General features: G+C 70.8%; 17 protein-coding genes. 11 read left to right on the top strand and 6 right to left on the bottom strand.

Annotated features, from left to right (window positions below; translation table 11 throughout):
* Nucleotides 1-131: 131 nt before the first annotated feature.
* The 3 genes from ABZ904_RS08295 to ABZ904_RS08285 all read right to left on the bottom strand — a co-directional run bounded on the left by ABZ904_RS08295 (nt 132) and on the right by ABZ904_RS08285 (nt 3,103).
* Nucleotides 132-656: a hypothetical protein gene (locus ABZ904_RS08295; protein WP_361821922.1), complete on the bottom strand. Its 525-nt coding sequence runs from the start codon at nt 654-656 to the stop codon at nt 132-134.
* A gap of 252 nt (nt 657-908) precedes the next feature.
* Nucleotides 909-2,507, bottom strand: a complete 1,599-nt coding sequence (locus ABZ904_RS08290) for a glycerol-3-phosphate dehydrogenase/oxidase (protein ID WP_361821919.1) — start codon at nt 2,505-2,507, stop codon at nt 909-911.
* Entirely contained in the window at nt 2,504-3,103 is a 600-nt protein-coding gene (locus ABZ904_RS08285) for a TetR/AcrR family transcriptional regulator (protein ID WP_359392778.1), read from the bottom strand. Before ABZ904_RS08285 ends, ABZ904_RS08290 begins: the two co-directional genes overlap by 4 nt.
* 71 nt (nt 3,104-3,174) lie before the next feature.
* Between ABZ904_RS08285 and ABZ904_RS08280 the strand changes: the two genes are divergently transcribed.
* Both ABZ904_RS08280 and ABZ904_RS08275 read left to right on the top strand, forming a co-directional pair.
* Nucleotides 3,175-4,770, top strand: a complete 1,596-nt coding sequence (locus ABZ904_RS08280; RefSeq protein ID WP_359392780.1) for an FAD-binding oxidoreductase — start codon at nt 3,175-3,177, stop codon at nt 4,768-4,770.
* A gap of 70 nt (nt 4,771-4,840) precedes the next feature.
* A complete protein-coding gene (locus ABZ904_RS08275; RefSeq protein ID WP_361821915.1) occupies nt 4,841-5,719 on the top strand; it encodes a YegS/Rv2252/BmrU family lipid kinase in 879 nt (292 codons plus the stop codon).
* A 177-nt stretch (nt 5,720-5,896) separates the two neighbouring features.
* Here ABZ904_RS08275 and ABZ904_RS08270 read toward each other — a convergent pair whose 3' ends face one another.
* The gene (locus tag ABZ904_RS08270; RefSeq protein ID WP_359392784.1) at nt 5,897-6,262 is read right to left on the bottom strand and encodes a helix-turn-helix domain-containing protein; all 366 of its coding nucleotides are present in this window, start codon (nt 6,260-6,262) and stop codon (nt 5,897-5,899) included.
* A 121-nt stretch (nt 6,263-6,383) separates the two neighbouring features.
* On the opposite strand from ABZ904_RS08270, the gene ABZ904_RS08265 reads away from it, so the two are divergent.
* Together ABZ904_RS08265 and ABZ904_RS08260 are read left to right on the top strand one after the other, a co-directional pair.
* Nucleotides 6,384-7,034 (top strand): NAD(P)H-dependent oxidoreductase, encoded by a 651-nt coding sequence (locus ABZ904_RS08265; protein ID WP_361821912.1) that lies wholly within the window; start codon nt 6,384-6,386, stop codon nt 7,032-7,034.
* A 247-nt stretch (nt 7,035-7,281) separates the two neighbouring features.
* The gene (locus ABZ904_RS08260) at nt 7,282-8,742 is read left to right on the top strand and encodes an NAD(P)/FAD-dependent oxidoreductase (protein ID WP_361821909.1); all 1,461 of its coding nucleotides are present in this window, start codon (nt 7,282-7,284) and stop codon (nt 8,740-8,742) included.
* A gap of 121 nt (nt 8,743-8,863) precedes the next feature.
* Here ABZ904_RS08260 and ABZ904_RS08255 read toward each other — a convergent pair whose 3' ends face one another.
* Nucleotides 8,864-9,715 carry a methyltransferase domain-containing protein gene (locus ABZ904_RS08255; RefSeq protein WP_361821906.1) on the bottom strand — a complete coding sequence of 284 codons (852 nt, stop codon included), beginning with the start codon at nt 9,713-9,715 and terminating at the stop codon, nt 8,864-8,866.
* Nucleotides 9,716-10,063: 348 nt separating this feature from the next.
* Here ABZ904_RS08255 and ABZ904_RS08250 point away from each other — a divergent pair, with 348 nt between their 5' ends.
* The 4 genes from ABZ904_RS08250 (at nt 10,064) to ABZ904_RS08235 (ending at nt 13,538) form a co-directional block, all read left to right on the top strand.
* Complete coding sequence (locus ABZ904_RS08250; RefSeq protein WP_361002871.1) at nt 10,064-10,510, top strand: MarR family transcriptional regulator; 447 nt, start codon at nt 10,064-10,066, stop codon at nt 10,508-10,510.
* A 46-nt stretch (nt 10,511-10,556) separates the two neighbouring features.
* On the top strand, nt 10,557-12,278 hold the full coding sequence (locus ABZ904_RS08245) for an MFS transporter (RefSeq protein ID WP_361821903.1): 1,722 nt from the start codon (nt 10,557-10,559) through the stop codon (nt 12,276-12,278).
* A gap of 37 nt (nt 12,279-12,315) precedes the next feature.
* Complete coding sequence (locus tag ABZ904_RS08240; protein ID WP_359392797.1) at nt 12,316-12,654, top strand: hypothetical protein; 339 nt, start codon at nt 12,316-12,318, stop codon at nt 12,652-12,654.
* Nucleotides 12,655-12,737: 83 nt separating this feature from the next.
* Nucleotides 12,738-13,538, top strand: a complete 801-nt coding sequence (locus ABZ904_RS08235; protein WP_361821901.1) for a sigma-70 family RNA polymerase sigma factor — start codon at nt 12,738-12,740, stop codon at nt 13,536-13,538.
* Between the two features lie 220 nt (nt 13,539-13,758).
* On the opposite strand, the gene ABZ904_RS08230 is transcribed toward ABZ904_RS08235, so the two are convergent.
* Entirely contained in the window at nt 13,759-14,610 is an 852-nt protein-coding gene (locus ABZ904_RS08230) for a LysR family transcriptional regulator (protein WP_359392802.1), read from the bottom strand.
* A 288-nt stretch (nt 14,611-14,898) separates the two neighbouring features.
* Between ABZ904_RS08230 and ABZ904_RS08225 the strand changes: the two genes are divergently transcribed.
* The 3 genes from ABZ904_RS08225 (at nt 14,899) to ABZ904_RS08215 (ending at nt 17,040) form a co-directional block, all read left to right on the top strand.
* Entirely contained in the window at nt 14,899-15,930 is a 1,032-nt protein-coding gene (locus ABZ904_RS08225; RefSeq protein WP_361821897.1) for a nitronate monooxygenase, read from the top strand.
* A 50-nt stretch (nt 15,931-15,980) separates the two neighbouring features.
* Nucleotides 15,981-16,391 (top strand): tautomerase family protein, encoded by a 411-nt coding sequence (locus tag ABZ904_RS08220; protein ID WP_361002855.1) that lies wholly within the window; start codon nt 15,981-15,983, stop codon nt 16,389-16,391.
* A 196-nt stretch (nt 16,392-16,587) separates the two neighbouring features.
* Complete coding sequence (locus tag ABZ904_RS08215) at nt 16,588-17,040, top strand: NAD(P)H-dependent oxidoreductase (protein WP_361002852.1); 453 nt, start codon at nt 16,588-16,590, stop codon at nt 17,038-17,040.
* The last annotated feature ends 12 nt before the right edge of the window (nt 17,041-17,052 follow it).

The following is a 17,052-nucleotide window of genomic DNA, read 5'->3' as shown; positions in this document are numbered from 1 at the left end:
GGCGGGCCCGCCCGCCGTCCCGCACCTGCCGACGAGCTCTGCCGCCACTCGCCCGGTGGCGAACGGCCCCGGCGACGACGGTCGCCGGGGCCGCTGTGCACCGTACCGCTCGGCTGGCTGCCGTCAGCCGATCAGCAGCCTCCGCAGTTGTAGTAGAGGACGTCCCAGTGGTTGCCCTCGTCGGCGTAGATGTTGCCGGAACCGGACTGGTACTGGGGTGCTCCGTCGCCGCGCAGACCGATGTAGGTGAAGCTGTTCTTGATGTAGTTGGTGACGCAGGTGTTCTTGCCGTAGTCCAGCTTGTAGCCGTTCCAGTGCGAGTACGTGCCGGAGGCGTGGCCGGTCTCGGTCCCGCCGGTGATGTTCAGCGCGCAGCCCGAGGCCCGCTTGAGCGTCTGGGCGCCCTGGGCGGTGGCGAGGTTGAGCTGCTCGAACGACGTGCAGGTCGGGTTGTTGCGGTCGGAGCAGTTGCCGGAGGACGACCAGGTGATGCCCACCTGGCGGAACATCGAGGTGGCCGTGGCGTGGGAGATCTTGGTGACTGCCGCGGCCTGGGCGGTGTCCTGGGCGGCCAGTGCGTCCCCGGCGCTGCCGAGGACGGCGAGTCCGGGGGCGATGGTGAGCGCGAGGGCCATGAGGGTGGAGCGGATCTTCATGTGGGGACCTTCCTGCGATCGGGCCGTGCGTCCTGTGGGGCGGCTGTGCAGGTGGTGCACGGCGATGGTGCCCGAGTTCTACACGTGTCCGAAAGAGGGCCGGGCTCCTGAGGGCATCCCCTCAGAAGCCCGGCCCTCGGCGCCGCACCGTCCCCGTGGCGCAGTGGGCCATCGCCGCGTTGTCCCACCGGGCTGCGATGCACTGCCCGGCCGGTGCTCTTGTGACCTCCTGAACTCCGCCGCGACGACGTGTCAGTCGGCGTCGAAGGTGTCACCGAGCAGGTCGTGTGCCGTACGCATCGCGTCGGCGCGGTCGGCGGGCACCAGGCCGATGCGGGTGCGGCGGTCCAGGAGGTCCGCCGTGTCGAGGGCTCCTTCGTGGCGTACGGCCCACAGCAGTTCCGCGCGGGTCACCGGGTGGCCTTCCAGAACGGGTTCGGCGAGCCGGGGGTCCTGCTCGGTCAGGGCGTGGACGGCCGGCGCCTCGGTGCCGTAGCGGCTGACGAGGCGTCGGGGGGCGCGGAGCGCGGCGAGTACCTGCGGTGGTGCCGCGCCCACGAGGGGAACCGCGGTCGTGGTGGACGGCCCGGCAGGGAGGCGGTGTGCGGCGACGGCGGTGTCGACGGCGTCCTCGGCCATGCGCCGGTAGGTGGTGAGTTTGCCGCCGACGATCGTGATCACGCCCTCCGGCGAGGTCAGCACCGCGTGTTTGCGGGAGATGTCAGCGGTGCCGGCCGGCGCCCCCGAGCCCGCCGCGGGTGTGGTGTCCAGCAGGGGACGCAGTCCCGCGAAGACGCCCACCACGTCGTGGCGGTGGACCGGGACGTCCAGGGCGGAGCCGAGGACGTCGAGCAGGAAACCGATGTCGGTCTCGGGTACCTGGGGTACGTCGGGGATGTCGCCGTCCACGGGTTCGTCGGTGAGGCCGACGTAGACCCGGCCGTCTCCCTGGGGCAGGACGAGGACGAAGCGGTTGGTCTCGCCCGGGATCGGGATGTGCAGCCCGGCGGGCATGGCTCCGAGGTGGTCCGTCCGCAGTACGAGGTGGGTGCCGCGAGAGGGCCGGATGCGGACGCCCTCCACCAGGCCGCCCGCCCACACGCCGGTGGCGTTGATCACGGCGCGGGCCCGGATCTCGCCCTCCTCACCAGTGAGTTCGTCCCGTACACGGGCGCCGGAGCGGGTGATCTCCAGTGCGCGGACGCGGGTGAGGATGCGTGCGCCGTGGGCGGCGGCCGTACGGGCGACGGCGGTGACCAGACGGGCGTCGTCGGTCACGCGGCCGTCCCAGGACAGAAGGCCGCCGCGGAGTCCGGTGGTGCGCAGCGCGGGGGCGAGGTGGCGGGTCTCCGCCGCGGAGAGTCTGCGCGGCGCGGGCAGCGTCGAACGAGCGGTGCGTGCCGCGAGGCGCAGCGTGTCACCGGCGCGGAAGCCGGCCCAGGCCAGAGCGGCCTGGCCACGGGAGACCAGGGGGGTCAGGGGCAGCACGAAGGGCTGGGCCCGCACCAGGTGCGGGGCGGTGCGCTCCATGAGAACCCCGCGCTCGCGTGCGCTCTCGTGGGCGACGTCGAACTGGGCGGAGGCGAGGTAACGCAGCCCGCCGTGGATGAGTTTGGAGCTCCAGCGGGAGGTACCGAAGGCCAGGTCGTGGGCGTCCACGGCGACGACCGAGAGCCCGCGGGCGGCGGCGTCCAGGGCGGCTCCGGCACCGGTCGCGCCGAGACCGACGACCAGGACGTCCACCGTCGTGCCGTCGGTGCTCCGGCCGAGTTCACGCCGGCGGCGGGCGGCGGTCAGGGACGAGCCCGGAGCCGGGTGCGCCGAGGGGGCCGGGCTGCTGCGGGGGCTCATGGCGTCAGGGTCCTCTCGAGGATGGTCCGCAGTTCTGCGTAGAAGGCGTCGGTGCTCAGTTCGGCGTCGTCCTCGTCGGCCATGGTGCGCAACGACAGGGTGAAGGACTGGGCGACCAGGAGCAGGGATCTGGCCTGCCGTTGGGGATGGTCGGGGCGTACGGACCCGTCCGCGTGGCCCTGCTCGAGGGCGTCGGAGATCAGTTCGATGACGGCTTCCTGGCTGGCTCCGCGCCGGTCCAGCACGTAGGGAAGGAGCAGTTCGGGATCGACGTCGACGATCTTGCGGAAGAGGGGATGGCTGCGGACGGCGCCGACCCCTTTGGCCAGCCCCTCCACGATCCGGGTGCGCGCGTGCATTCCGGGCGCGGGCTCGGGTATCGCTCCGGTGGCCGCCTCGATCCACTCCCGGGTCATCAGGTCGCCGACCAGGGACCGTACATCGGGCCAGCGCCGGTACAGCGTCATCCGGGAGACGCCCGCACGCCGGGCCACATCGGTGAGGGTCGTGCGCCGGACGCCGACGGCCAGGACGCAGTCGCGTACCGCGTCGAGCACCGGATCGCTGTCCGAAGCGTTGTGACGAATAGGCGTCATGTGTCACAGTGTAACGCCCCTGTGGCCGCACAGGAGACGGCACTCTCGAACGACCGGTGAGGACAAGCCCCATGGACATGCTGTGGAGCGGCTGGGGAGACCCGGCCAGGGCGACGCCGCTGCCCGACACGGTGATCGGACTGCTGCGCGACCTGCTCGGGGTGAAACCGCGCAGCGCCGAACCGGTGGCCCTGGAAGACATCACTGTGCCCGAGTCGCCCCTGGCCGCCGCCGCACGCCAGGCCCTGGCCGCCGCCCTCGGCGGCGAGGAGCATCTGCGGACGGACGCGGAGTCCCGGATCCGGCACACTCGCGGCAAGTCCACCCCCGATCTGCTGCGGATCCGCGAGGGGGACATGGCTGACGTCCCCGCGGCTGTGGCGCTCCCGGCGAGCCATGACGAGGTGCAGTCCGTGCTGACGGCCTGCGCCGAACACGACCTGGCCCTCGTCCCGTTCGGCGGTGGCACCTCCGTGGTCGGCGGCCTCGCCCCCCAGCGGCGGCGGCCTTTCGTCGCGCTGGACCTGCGCCGCATGGACAACCTGCTCGCCCTCGACCCGGTCTCCCGCATCGCCACCCTGCAGCCCGGACTGCGCGCTCCGCGGGCGGAGTCACTCCTGGCCGAGCGCGGCTTCACCCTCGGCCACTTCCCCCAGTCCTACGAATGGGCCACCATCGGCGGATTCGCCGCCGCGCGCTCCAGCGGCCAGGCGTCCGCCGGCTACGGCCGGTTCGACGAGATGGTGCTCGGCCTCACCCTCGCCACCCCTGCCGGAACCCTCGAGGTCGGCCGTGCCCCCCGCTCGGCCGCCGGACCCGACCTGCGTCAGCTCGTCCTCGGCTCCGAAGGGGCGTTCGGCGTCATCACCTCCGTGACCGTGCGGATCCGCCCCGTCCCGCGCACCCGCATATACGAGGGATGGCGTTTCGACTCCTTCGACGCCGGCGCCGCCGCGCTGCGCCGCCTGGCCCAGGACGGGCCGCGGCCGACCGTCCTGCGCCTGTCGGACGAGACGGAGACCCTGATCGGCCTCGCCCAGCCCGAGGCCATCGGCTCCTCGGGCGTGCAGCAGGCCCAAGGATGCCTGGCGATCGCGGGCTACGAGGGCACCGAGGAGGACGCCACATACCGCCGGGAACGTGCGGCGGCCGTGCTGCGCGAGTGCGGCGGCAGCTACGTGGGCCGGGGACCGGGAGAGCGCTGGGACGACGGCCGCTACTCGGCGCCCTACCTGCGCGACGCGCTGCTGGACGCGGGAGCGTTCGCCGAGACACTGGAGACGGCGGCCTTCTGGTCCCGGATCCCCGAGTTGTACGCCGCCGTGCGGGAGGCGCTCACCACCACGCTCACCGGCGCCGGCACCCCGCCCCTGGTGATGTGTCACATCTCCCATGTGTACGAGAACGGCGCGTCGTTGTACTTCACCGTGGTCAGCGCCCAGGGCGACGACCCCGTGGCCCACTGGGCGCCCGCCAAGCACGCCGCGAACGAGGCGATCCTGGCTGCGGGCGGCACCATCAGCCACCACCACGGCGTCGGCAGCGACCACCGCGACTGGTACGTCCGGGAGGCGGGGCCGCTCGGCATCGAGGCCCTCAAGGCGGTCAAACGACAGCTGGATCCCGACGGGCTGGTCAACCCGGGCATCCTGCTGCCCACCGACTGATTCCCACCCTGTCCGTCCCCGCTTTACCATCGTCCGTCCACGACCGTCAGCCGCCCTCGGAGGCACACCGATGCGACAGTTCACCGCCATCGTCAACCCCACCGCGGGCGGTTCGACCGGGGTCGCGACCCTGCTCCAGGTGGCCCGGCTGCTGCGGGAGGCCGGCGCCGAACTGGAGACCGAGTACAGCCGCAGCCTCGCCCACGCCCAGGACCTCGCGCGCCAGGCCGGCGAACGGCAGCGCGTCGTCCTGGCCGTCGGCGGCGACGGCATCGTCGGTGGCATCGGCGGAGCGCTGAGCGGCACCGACACGCTCTTCGGCATCGTCCCGGCCGGCCGCGGCAACGACTTCGCCCGGGCGCTGGACCTGCCCACCGACCCGGCCGCACTCGCCAAGGCGCTGCTCCACCACGACCCGCGGCACGTCGACACCATCGAAGTCGAGTCCGCCCAGGGCCGCGCCGTCGCTCTCGGGAGCGTCTACGCGGGGGTTGACGCGCTCGCCAACCGCCATGCCAACCAGTCCAGACTGCTGAGCGGGGCCGCCTCCTACTACGCGGGCGGGCTGCGCGCCGTCGCCACCTGGCGCCCGGCGACGTACCAGGTCACCATCGACGGCGAGGAAATCACGCACCACGGCTACACGGTCGTGGCCGCCAACTCCGCCTACTACGGCTCCGGCCGGATCATCGCCCCCGACGCGCGCGTCGACGACGGCCTGCTCGAGGTGGTGATGATCAGTCACGCGCCACGCCGGCTCTTCTTCACCCTCATGAACGAGCTCAAGACAGGCGCGCACGTCAACCGGGGCGAAGTCCGTATCGCCCGGGGCAGGGAGATCCGCATCGAGGCCGACCGGGATGTGCCCTACGGCACCGACGGCGAGGTGGACGCAGTCCTCCCCGTCACCGCCAGGGTTCTGCCCGGAGCGCTCGCCGTGCTGTGCTGAACACCTGAAGACCTCAACACCTGCCGGCAGGCGTCCGCGTCCGGCCGGCGGGAGACCACGAACGACACAGTGCCGCTGCGACGCGGGTGTACGGGTCGGTGAGCTCGGCGGCGTCGGCGCCGCCCGGGGCGATGACGGCGGTTCGAGGTCACGGCCCGGCCGTCGAGGCCGTCAGCCTCAGAACTCCTCCGTGCAGGGCTCGGCCCCCGGCAGGTGCTCCTTCGCCCATGCGCCGAGCTCCTTGAGCGCCGGTCCCAGTGCGGCTCCCGACTCGGTCAGCCGGTAGGAGACGCGCAGCGGAGGTCCTTCGTCGACCTCGCGTACCACCAGTCCGGCGGCGCCGAGCTCGGCGAGCCGGTCCGACAGCATGCGCTCGCTGATGCCCGGGATCGCCCGGCGCAGGTCGGCGAAGTGCGCGGGCTGCTCCACGAGGACCGCCACGATCGGGCCGCTCCAGCGCTTTCCGAGCAGCTGGAAGACGCGAGTGATGCCGCCGTCCACCCGCTTGCACGCCGCTGGGTCGTGCTTCTGCTCCACCGCCATGGGTACAGGGTACTACCCTGCTGTTGGGGGATGAAAAAAAGTAAGTCCCTGTGCTAGATATAGCTATGTACGAAACATCAGCCCCGTACTCAACGTGGGCTCGTTCTGCATGGAGACACCCATGGCCACCTTGCTGCACATCGATTCCTCCGTCTTCCCGGGCGACGCGTCCGCGTCCCGCGCCGTGGCGGACGTCTTTCGCAAGACCTGGCAGGAGCAGCACCCCGACGGGACGGTGATCTACCGCGACCTGGCAGCGAACCCCGTGCCGCACATCACCGCCGACGCCCACACGGCCGGCTTCGCCGACCCCGACTCCCGCACCGCCGAGCAGGCCGGCGCCTTCGCCGAGCGCGTCAAGCTGATCGAGGAACTGGAGCAGGCGGACGCCGTTCTGATCGGCGCCCCGATGTACAACTACGCGATCCCCTCGACCCTCAAGGCCTGGCTGGACAACGTGATCCTCTTCGGCCGCACCGCCGGCGAGACCCCCTCCGTCAAGGGCACCCCGGTCACCGTCGTGGCCAGCCGGGGAGGCGCGTACGGCCCCGGCACCCCGAGGGAGGGCTACGAGTACGTCCAGAACTACCTGCGGGCCGTCCTCGCCGACGCTCTCGCCCTGGACCTCGACTTCATCGTCCCGGAACTGACCATGGCCCCGCACAATCCGGCCATGGCCCAGCTGGTCCCGCTCTATGAAGCGTCCCGTGAGCGTGCCCTCGCGGACGCCGCCGCCAAGGCCAAGCAGCTCGTGGAGCGCCTGGCCGCATGAGGTGACCGCGAGGCGGGGGAGGGGCGGCCCGCCCGTCCGGCGGACCTCCGCAGTCGCTCCCGAACCTTGATCCCTCAGCGGTGAAACGAGAGGGAATGGCCCGTTCCTCGTAGGCTGGCCTCAGGCCCCGGCGATCTGCGGCGCCCCTCGTTGCTTGCGCAGTCGCATGTCGTGGCCGGACGTGGCAGCCGTTCTCCGCACACTCCGTGCGCCGCCGCCTCGGCGGAAGGGTGACAGGGGAGGTCTTATGACCGCGACGGTGGATCCGGATCGCTCCGAGTGGGACGTCATCGTCCTCGGCGGCGCGGCCGCGGGGGAGAACGCCGCTCAGTACGCGAGCCAGTTCTCCGGCCTGTCGTCGGTGCTCGTGGAGAACGCCTTGCTGGGCGGCGAGTGCTCGTACTGGGCGTGCATGCCGAGCAAGGCGCTCCTCCGGCCCGTGGAGGTGGTCGACGCGGCCGCCCATCTGCCCGGTGTGTCGGCACAGCTGGACCCCGCCGCCGTGCTCGCCCGCCGCGACGTCGTGATCAACGGTCTGGACGACAGCTCCCAGGTGAAATGGGCCCTGAACACCGGCATCGACGTGGTGCGCGGCTACGGGCGGCTGGCCGGTGAACGCAGAGTCGTGGTCAGCCGGCCCGACGGCTCGAGCCGGGAGCTGACGGCCGGGCAGGCCGTCGTCATCGACACCGGATCCTGCCCGGCCGTGCCGGACGTCCCCGGACTGCGCGCCGCACTGCCGTGGGTCTCACGGGATGTGACCACGATGCGGGAAGTGCCGCGGCGGGTCGTCGTCCTGGGTGGCGGTGTGGTCGCCTGCGAGGCCGCCACCTGGCTCAAAGGGCTCGGCGCCGCCGAGGTGACGGTCGTCCACCGCGGCACGCGCCTGCTGGCCCGCAACGAGCCGTTCGCGGGGACGCTCGTCGGTGAGGCGCTGCAGGACGCGGGCGTACGACTGTGCTACGGACGCACCATGGCCGAGGTGCAGCGGCCCGGAGCCCGCGACACGGGCGAGGGCCGCGTGCACGGCGACGAGGTGCGCGTCACCCTCGACGACGGCACGGTCATCGTGGCCGACGAGGTCGTCGTGGCGGCCGGGCGCACCCCGAACACCGATGACATCGGCCTGGAAACCGTCGGGTTGAGCCCCGGCGGTTACCTCGACGTCGACGACCACCAGGGTGTGCGGGGCGCCGCCGGCACCTGGCTCTACGCCATCGGGGACGTGTGCGGCCGCGCACTGCTCACACACATGGCCAAGTACCAGGCCCGTGTCGCAGGAGAGGTCATCGCGGCGCGCGCGGCCGGCTCCTCCGACCTGCCGTCCGCCGCGCTCGGTCACATCGGGCTGCCCCAGGTCGTCTTCACCACCCCCGAGGTCGGCAGCGCCGGCATGACCGAGCAGCAGGCACGGGACGCGGGGGCCGACGTCGAGACCGTCGAGTACGACCCCGCCGCGCTCGCCGGCACCTGGGTCATGAGCGCGGACTACCGCGGCCGGGCCAAGCTCGTCGTGGACCGTGCCGAAGACGTCGTCCTGGGAGCGACGTTCGTGGGCGCCGGCATCGCCGAACTCGTGCACTCCGCGACCACGGCGATCGTCGGGCGCATCCCTGTTTCCACCTTGTGGCACGTCGTGCCCAGCTACCCCACGGTCAGCGAGATCTGGTTGCGCCTCCTGGAGACCCTGCGCACGCAGCGCCACTAGGCCGTGTCTCTCAACTTCGTGACCAGGTGACTACCGCTGCTGACACGGCTGCAGATGTTGTGAGGAAGCCGGGGCGCCAGGGGTGCCCACTGCTGGTCGGTCAGCAGGCGCAGGCGCCCGGTCACCGGGGCTTGTAGGCGGTGGCCAGCACAGAGACGGTGAGCCGGTCGGGCAGGAGTCCACCATCGTCCAACTGTGTTGGGCTCAAGTGACGTGCGCTCGGCGTCATCCCCACCAAGTCCAGGGCCTCCGGCCCGATCGGGACCATGGAGTACTCCACGCGTTCGGTGACGACGGCCTCGAAGTAGGGGTCCAGTGTCCGGTGCAGGCGCTGTTCCTTGGCCGGGTCGATGGTGACCACGGCAGGCGCCCGGCCGCGAAGCTCGGCCAGGTGCCGCGCCGTCGGACGGACCACGATCAGCCGGCCGGCCGGGCGGAGCACTCGGTAGAACTCGGCTGGATTGCGGGGTGCGAACACGTCCAGCACCACGTCGGCCACATCGTCAGCCAGCGGGAAGGGACGGAAGACATCCCAGGTTGCCGCAGCGGCTCGCTCATGGGCGCGCGCTGCCGAGCGCAGCGCGCGCGCCGACGTGTCCAGGCCCAGCCCTCGGGCGCCGGGCAGCTGGTCGAGAACGCCGGCCAGGTAGTAGCCCGTGCCGCACCCGACGTCCACGACCGTTCCCCGTTCAGGGGCCGAGCCGGTCGCCAGGTGGGCCACGGCCTGGCGGATGGGGGCGTACCTGCCGGTGGCCAGGAAGCGGTCTCGCGCCTGGACCATGGCCGCGTCGTCGCCGCTGGTGGCGCGGGTGCCCGTCAGGAGGCCGGCGTAGCCGTGGCGGGCGATATTGAAGGTGTGGCCCGCCGGACAGCGAAGTGCGCCGCAGCCGGGGTGCAGGCGACGGGTGCGGCACGTCGGGCAACGCAGCAGGTCGAGGGAGAGTTTGAGGGCAGGGGGAAGCAACACGGGCACGAGGCACTCCTGGCGCGGCTGAAGGGAAGAGAAGGTGCCTGTGCGCACAGAAGGTCACTGCCTCGGGAAGGAACGGGCAGCGCCAAGGGGGTAGTTCACACAGCAGGCACACCAAGGAGGGCGATGCCGTCCGACATCGCCCTCAACGCCTTCCGATCACAGGAAGCAGCAGTGCGGGGTGCTCATGAATGCCACGTCATGAGTCTACGAGCCTCGACGAAACCCTGGAGGGCGTCGGGCGGGCCCTGAGCCGCCTGTGCCGTGGGCTGTCCGTGCCGGACGCTCGACAACCCTGCTGAGACCTGGGTCACATTGACGGTCGACTCCATATAGATTCATAATGCAGTTATGCATAATGAGGTTATGGAATCCGGCGGCTCCGGCGAAGAACTGGTCGTCGCCTTCGAGCAGCTGGTGCGGTACGTGCGCCAGGTCAGTACGGCCGGGGGCCTGAGCACCGCCGCCTCGTCCGCGTTGGGCCGCCTCGGCCGCGAGGGACCCCAGCGGCTGACGGAACTCGCACGCGCCGAGGGCGTCTCGCAGCCCGCCATGACACAGCTGGTCACGCGTATGGAACGCGACGGGCTGGTGCGCCGCGTCGCCAGTACCGATGACCGCCGATGCGTGCTGGTCGAATCGACCGACTCCGGAGCCGACCTCGTCAGACGGCGGCGCTCCGAGCGCGCCGAAGCTCTGGAGAGGCTGATGGAGCGGCTCGACCCGAAGGAGCGGACCGCAGTCGTCATCGCACTTCCCGCGCTCGCCCGGCTGGTCCAGGCCGAGGCGTCCGACTGACCGCCGGCATCGAAGACAGCCAACCTTCCAGGAGAAGAAAGAGGCAATGACCGCACCGCATGGGACTTCGACGAGTCCTTTCAAACAGCCACGTGCCGTCTGGGCCGTGGCGTTCGCCTGCGTCATCTCGTTCATGGGCATCGGCCTGGTCGACCCGATCCTGCCCTCGCTGGCCGAAAGCCTGCACGCCACCCCGAGTCAGGTGTCGCTGCTCTTCACCAGCTACCTGGTCGTCACCGCGGTGGCGATGCTGGTGGTCGGCTGGGTGTCCAGCCGGATCGGTGCCAAGCGCACCCTGGTCGTAGGCCTGGCGCTGATCGTCGTGTTCGCGGCGCTCGCCGGCACCTCCGGCTCCATCGGCGGCATCGTCGGCTTCCGTGCGGGATGGGGCCTGGGCAACGCCCTGTTCATCGCGACCAGCCTGGCGGTCATCGTCGCCTCTGCCAGCGGCGGCTTCGGCGGAGCGATCATCCTCTACGAGACCGCGCTGGGCATCGGCATCGCGGTCGGTCCGCTGCTCGGCGGTGAACTGGGCAGCATCAGCTGGCGCGGGCCGTTCTTCGGTGTCGCCGTACTCATGGCCATCGCCCTGATCGCCACCCTCGCCTTCGTCCCCGCACTGCCCAAACCCGAGCGCCGCACATCTCTGAGCGCCCCGCTCAAGGCACTGCGGCACCGCGGGCTGCTCACCATGGGCATCATGGCGCTGCTGTACAACTGGGGATTCTTCACCATGCTGGGCTACGCGCCCTACCCCATGAAGCTTGACGCCCACCAACTCGGCCTGGTCTTCACCGGCTGGGGCGTGCTGGTCGCCGCCTTCAGCGTGTTCGTCGCACCTCGCCTGCAGGCACGATTCGGCACCGCTCCCGTGCTCTACGCCAACATGGTCGGGCTCGGGATCGTCATGACGGTCATCGCCGTCGGCGTCGACACCCCCGCCGCCGTGATCGTCGCGGTCATCGTCAGCGGCGCGTTCATCGGCATCAACAACACCCTCACCACCCAGGCCGTCATGCTCGTCTCCCCGGTCGAGCGATCGGTCGCCTCCTCGACGTACGGCTTCGTCCGGTTCATCGGAGGCGGCCTGGCCCCCTTCGTCGCCGGCAAGCTCGCCGAGGCCACCGACCTCAGCGTCCCGTTCTACCTCGGCGGCGCCAGCTTCATCCTCGCCATCTTCGTCCTCGCCTCGGGCCACAAGCTGGTCAGCGCCGCCGAGAACAAGGAGGCCCACGGCGAGACGGTGCGCCCGACCCTCGAGCGGATCGGGGCCGTCCCGGCGCCCGGGTACCGTCCGGTCGTCGTGGCCGTCGGCGCCACCGGCGACCCCGACCGGATCGTGGACGCGGCTGCCGCCGTCGCCCGTGAGACGGGCAGCGCGCTGGAAGTCGTCCACGTACGGGAGACAGCCGTGATCGAGGAACAGGCCGTCGACACCGAGGACGCCGACCACGCACGCGCCGCGGTCCTCGCCCACCTCGACCGCCTCGCCGCACACGGCATCACCGCGACCGGACAGGTGCTCACCAGCGTGGGTGATCACGCCGCAGCCGGCAGGGTCCTCGCTCAGTACGCCGCCGACGTCGAGGCGCACACGATCGCGGTCGGCCGTTCCCCGCGCGGAGCGGTGGCGCAGTTCACCGACGGCAGCTTCACCGCCGCGCTGACCCACGCCGCGGCCTGCAACGTCGTACTCGTCGAACCCGGGCGGACACCGCACCGGTTGACAGCAGCGTCACTGGAGGAGCTGCGTACCAAGAGCGCCTGACCGGTACGGGCAGGGCGCAGTGAGGACAGGAGCCGAAGTGAGGGCGACGAACGAGTGCACGAGCACGCGGACACGACCGGGTTGGCCGGGCAGGCGCATCGGGAGCGCTCTGGGCTGGCGATGGGTGCTGCACCGTGAGCGCCGCCTGGCGCGCGAGCACGAGCTTCGGCTGCTGGCCCAGGCCCAGGCGCAGGTCAGGACCACCTGGCTGGCGGGCGAGAACCCGCGCCACGCCCACGAGGTGCGGAACATCCTGCACACGCTGGGGGACGCGGCGTTCGACGCCGACCTGATCGGCGCCTGGGACAAGCTGGACCGTCCCTACCTCTTCGAAATCGACGGTGACCACTACCGGTTCGGCCTGCCCCAGGGCTGAGACAGGGCGTACCGCGCAACCGCGGTACGCCCTTCGGCACTGCGGAGCGCGCGAGGCATGGCTCAGTCAGGAGCAGACCATCGATGCCCAACCCCAGCACAGGTCCCCTCACCGGCACTTCGAGCAGGATGCCGACGACGGGCGAGAGCACCGGCCGTCACCGAGGACGGGGCACCGGCACCAACCAGCCCCTGCCCGGCGGCAGTCCGAACGGCGGCCACCGCTGGACGGGCCGGACGCACCTGAGGCAGCCGCCGGCCGCCCCCGAGGGCAGCACGCACGAGATACGTCGGGAGCAGAGCCGGCCTCTCGCAGAAGGCAAGCCCGGCTTCGCATCTGCCCTGGAACTCCGCAGCCGGATGTACTCGGCCGCGTTGCGCATGACCCGTAACCGGGTGGACGCCGAGGATCTGGTGCAGGAGACCTACGCCAAGGCGTACGCGCACTTCGACCAGTTCCAGCAGGGCACCAACGTCAGAGCATGGCTCGACCGCATCCTGACGAACGCCTTCCTCAACAACAACCGCAAGGCCCGGCGCGAGCCGGCACGCAGCCGCACCGGTGAGATCGAGGACTGGGAGCAGGCCCAAGCCGACTCCCCTGTGTTGCCGGGACTGCGCTCGGCCGAGGCCGAGGTGCTGGACCGCCTCGGCGACCCGAACGTGCGGGCGGCTCTCCACGCCCTTCCCACCGAACAGCAGGTCACCATCTACCTCTGTGACGTCGAGGGCTTCACCTACCGAGAGATCGCCGGCATCACGGGCGTCACCACGAACACCGTCGGCAGCCGCATCCACCGGGCCCGGCACCATATGCGCGAACTGCTGCAGGACTACGCAGGCGAGCACGGGCTCCTTCCGAAGCACACCGAACTGCCCAGGTGAGGCGGCCATGGACGGCCGTCACGTCTCACAGCGGTGTTGCCGACAGGACCCACGAAGTGGCAGCCGGCATGCCGACTCGCTCCGGTGGAGACGCGCCAGTGGCAGAACGGTGCCGTACCGAACGGCTCCAAGCCGTGACGGGCTTCGGGACTCGTCGGGCGGGGGGGGCGCGGCCGAGGGCTGGTCCGGAGCCCCGGACGGCCGCTCCGGAGGCGGCAGTTCACTCGTTCACCGCAGAGACGGCGGAATCGAGGAATCTGCGGATGAGGGCCTGTTGCGCGTGCGGCAGACAGACGAGGCTCACCGGGCTGGGAGGTGCGTTGGTGAGCGGGACGAAGCGGACCGCGGAGTGGCTGATGCGGCGTTGAGCGATCTCGGGAACGATGCCGATTCCGCGGTTGGCCGCCACCGACTCGAGCCATTCGTCGAAGTTGGCCGTCTCGATGATCTGCTCGGGGCGCTGCCCGGCCGGCCATGACCAGGGGCCGGTGGTGCCGCTGAGGACGTTGACGACCAGGGGCCAGCGGGGGATGTCTGCCCAGTCAACGCGTTCGAGCCGGCTCAGCTCGCTGTCCTGGGAGCAGAGGGCGATACGGGGCTCGTCGTACAGATGCACCGCGTGGGCCGACCGGGGGGCCGTGAAGTCGCCGCGGACCAGGGCGACGTCGATGTTCTCCTGCCTCAGGCCCCCTAGCGGATCGTCGCAGCGGGTCAATGCCACGGAGGCACCAGTGGTTTCCTTGAAGCGGTTCGCCACCCGCTGGGCCCACGGGTCGGGCAACAGCCAGCTGAAGCCGAGCCTGATCGTGATCTCTCTGCGGGCCGCGGCGAGGGCCTGGTCCAGGGTGGCCAGGACGTGCTCGACGTGGGTGAGGAAGTCCGTGCCGGACTTCGTCAGCTCGACGTGCCGGGAGGAACGGTCGAGGAGCCGGACGCTCAGGGCGGACTCCAGCTGTGTGACGGTGCGACTCAGGGCCGGCTGGCTGATCAGCAGTTCCTCGGCCGCGCGAGTGAAGGACCGGTGATGGGCCACGGCGGCGAACGCCCGTAGATGGCGGAGCTCGACGTCCATGTCTGCCCGTCCCTTCGCAGCGTCTATGCCTGACGCTTATAGAAGCAGCGTAATCGGCATTTAACAGCGCTGCGACGAGTGCCTACCGTGGAGAGCGCAGTCGAGAGCACCGCGAAGGGAAGGGATCATGACTGCCGTGCGATCCGGCTTCGCGCCCATCAGGACACGGTCGCCGTGGCCGATCCTGGTGCCGGGCCTGAACGACGGAGCCGCCTGAACGACGAAGCTGTGCGCACGACGAAGCTGCCCGAACGCAGAAGCTGCCCGAACGACGAAAGAGAAGCCGTCATGAGTCGACTCCTGTCCCCCCTCGGACTCAGTCTTCCGATCCTCGCGGCCCCGATGGCCGGCGGCCCGAGCACACCGGCACTGGTGATCGCGGCCGCGCGAGCGGGCGGTCTGGGCTTCCTCGGGGGCGGGTACAAGACGCCGCAGGCGCTCGCCGAGCAGATCGAGGCCGTGCGTGCAGAAGGTGTGCCGTTCGGCGTCAACCTCTTCGCCCCCAATCCGGTCCCTGTATCCGCCGAGGACTACCGCGACTACGTCCGGGCGATCAGGTCCGAGGCCGCCCGATACGGGCTGCCGTTGCCGGACGGCGATCCGGTCGAGGACGACGACCACTGGACGGACAAGATCGACCTGCTGGTGGCGAACCCTGTCCCCGTGGTGTCCTTCACCTTCGGCCTCCCCGATCGCTCGGTCGTCGCGAAGCTGCGCAAGGCGGGAAGCACAGTGGTGCAGACGGTCACCTCCGCCGACGAGGCCCGGCTCGCTGCGGAGGCCGGGGTGGACGCGGTCGCCGTCCAGGCATCGGCGGCCGGCGGGCACTCCGGCACCTTCACCCCCGCACAACTGCCCCCGCCCACTCCGCTGCCCGAACTGGTCGCCCAGGTGTGCAGCGCCGTAACGCTGCCGGTCATCGCCGCGGGCGGAATCGCACAGTCAGGGGACGTGGCCGACGCCCTGCGCGCCGGAGCGGAAGCCGCCGCGGTCGGCACCGCCTTGTTGCGCACCGACGAGAGCGGCGCCTCCGCGCCGCACAAGGCCGCCTTGGCCGACCCCGCCTTCGACACCACAGTGATCACCCGGGCCTTCACCGGGCGGCCGGCACGCGCGCTGCGCAACTACTTCATCGACCACTACGACGACATCGCCCCCGCCGGCTACCCGGCCCTGCACCACCTGACCAGCCCCCTGCGCAAAGCCGCCGCGGCAGCCGGGGACACCCGCCTGATCCATCTGTGGGCCGGCACGGGGCACCGTCACGCCAGGACCGAGCCTGCTACCCGTACCTTCGCCCGGCTCGCCGCCGATCTCTGACCGCCAACGCCGATTCACCAATCCATCCAGCAAAGGGAAGGAGGCCCGGCATGCCCCTGGTACGGATCGACATGATCCGCGGACGCCGAACGGACGAGGTCCAGGCGATTGCCGATGCCACACATCAGGCGATCGTGGAGGTGCTGCGGATTCCAGAACGCGACAGATTCCAGATCGTCACCGAGCACGCGGCGGACCACATCATCGCCCTCGACGCCGGCCTGGGCTTCGACAGGAGCTCCGCACTGGTCATGATCCAGATCTTCACTCAGTCGGGGCGCACCACCGAGGTCAAGCAGCGTCTGTACCGCGTCATCGCGCAACGCCTGGGCCAGCTCGGCATCAGGGGAGAGGACGTCTTCATCGGCATCACCGAGAACGCCCCTCAGGACTGGTCGTTCGCCCACGGCCGCGCTCAGTACCTTGAAGGAGAGCTCGCCGTTCCAGGCGACGCGCACTGAGTCCCGTCCCGTGAGACGTGTCGGCCTGCTGCCCCTGCCCGACAAGGTCACCACCGTCGCCGGCATGTGACGGCGGTTGCCGGGGCCATCGCCCGGCCGGACGTGGCTCGGCCGCCCGTGGTGATCAGGTCGTCGTCAACCGGGCGCCGGGTACGTCGGTTGCGGCCCGCCGAGCGTCACGGCAGTGTTCGGCCGTATGGCCACCTTGCTGATCGTCCATCACACGCCCTCGCCCAACTGCCAGGCGCTGTTCGAAGCGGTCGTCTCCGGTGCAACGGCGCCGGAGATCGAGGGAGTGAAGGTCGTACGGCGCGCGGCGCTGTCCGCCACCGCGGCCGACGTACTGGCCGCCGACGCGTATCTGCTGGGCACTCCGGCGAATCTCGGCTACATGTCAGGGGCTCTCAAGCATTTCTTCGACCAGGTCTACTACCCGTGTCTGGACGAGACGCGCGGTCGGCCCTTCGGGTTCTGGGTACACGGCGGCAGCGATGTGACCGGGGCCGTACGCGGCATCGAGGCGATCACGGGCGGACTCGGCTGGCGGCCTGCGGCCGCGTCCGTGACGGTGACGGGTGAGCCGGGCAGGACCGACATCGAGGCGTGCTGGGAGCTGGGTGCGACGGTCGCCGCCGGACTGATGAGCTGACCCGGCAGGCAC

The organism is Streptomyces sp. NPDC046900 (assembly GCF_040644975.1).
In the GTDB taxonomy this organism is placed as follows: domain Bacteria; phylum Actinomycetota; class Actinomycetes; order Streptomycetales; family Streptomycetaceae; genus Streptomyces.
This window is presented reverse-complemented; position numbering and strand designations above follow the sequence as displayed.

What these genes read in the sequence shown, in the direction of transcription:
- ABZ904_RS08290 (WP_361821919.1), bottom strand. Translation starts at nt 2,507, where the DNA reads ATGAGCCCCCGCAGCAGCCCGGCCCCCTCGGCGCACCCGGCTCCGGGC.
- ABZ904_RS08280 (WP_359392780.1), top strand. Translation starts at nt 3,175, where the DNA reads ATGGACATGCTGTGGAGCGGCTGGGGAGACCCGGCCAGGGCGACGCCG.
- ABZ904_RS08295 (WP_361821922.1), bottom strand. Translation starts at nt 656, where the DNA reads ATGAAGATCCGCTCCACCCTCATGGCCCTCGCGCTCACCATCGCCCCC.
- ABZ904_RS08265 (WP_361821912.1), top strand. Translation starts at nt 6,384, where the DNA reads ATGGCCACCTTGCTGCACATCGATTCCTCCGTCTTCCCGGGCGACGCG.
- ABZ904_RS08275 (WP_361821915.1), top strand. Translation starts at nt 4,841, where the DNA reads ATGCGACAGTTCACCGCCATCGTCAACCCCACCGCGGGCGGTTCGACC.
- ABZ904_RS08225 (WP_361821897.1), top strand. Translation starts at nt 14,899, where the DNA reads ATGAGTCGACTCCTGTCCCCCCTCGGACTCAGTCTTCCGATCCTCGCG.
- ABZ904_RS08245 (WP_361821903.1), top strand. Translation starts at nt 10,557, where the DNA reads ATGACCGCACCGCATGGGACTTCGACGAGTCCTTTCAAACAGCCACGT.
- ABZ904_RS08250 (WP_361002871.1), top strand. Translation starts at nt 10,064, where the DNA reads ATGCATAATGAGGTTATGGAATCCGGCGGCTCCGGCGAAGAACTGGTC.
- ABZ904_RS08270 (WP_359392784.1), bottom strand. Translation starts at nt 6,262, where the DNA reads ATGGCGGTGGAGCAGAAGCACGACCCAGCGGCGTGCAAGCGGGTGGAC.
- ABZ904_RS08230 (WP_359392802.1), bottom strand. Translation starts at nt 14,610, where the DNA reads ATGGACGTCGAGCTCCGCCATCTACGGGCGTTCGCCGCCGTGGCCCAT.
- ABZ904_RS08235 (WP_361821901.1), top strand. Translation starts at nt 12,738, where the DNA reads ATGCCCAACCCCAGCACAGGTCCCCTCACCGGCACTTCGAGCAGGATG.
- ABZ904_RS08260 (WP_361821909.1), top strand. Translation starts at nt 7,282, where the DNA reads ATGACCGCGACGGTGGATCCGGATCGCTCCGAGTGGGACGTCATCGTC.
- ABZ904_RS08285 (WP_359392778.1), bottom strand. Translation starts at nt 3,103, where the DNA reads ATGACGCCTATTCGTCACAACGCTTCGGACAGCGATCCGGTGCTCGAC.
- ABZ904_RS08215 (WP_361002852.1), top strand. Translation starts at nt 16,588, where the DNA reads ATGGCCACCTTGCTGATCGTCCATCACACGCCCTCGCCCAACTGCCAG.
- ABZ904_RS08220 (WP_361002855.1), top strand. Translation starts at nt 15,981, where the DNA reads ATGCCCCTGGTACGGATCGACATGATCCGCGGACGCCGAACGGACGAG.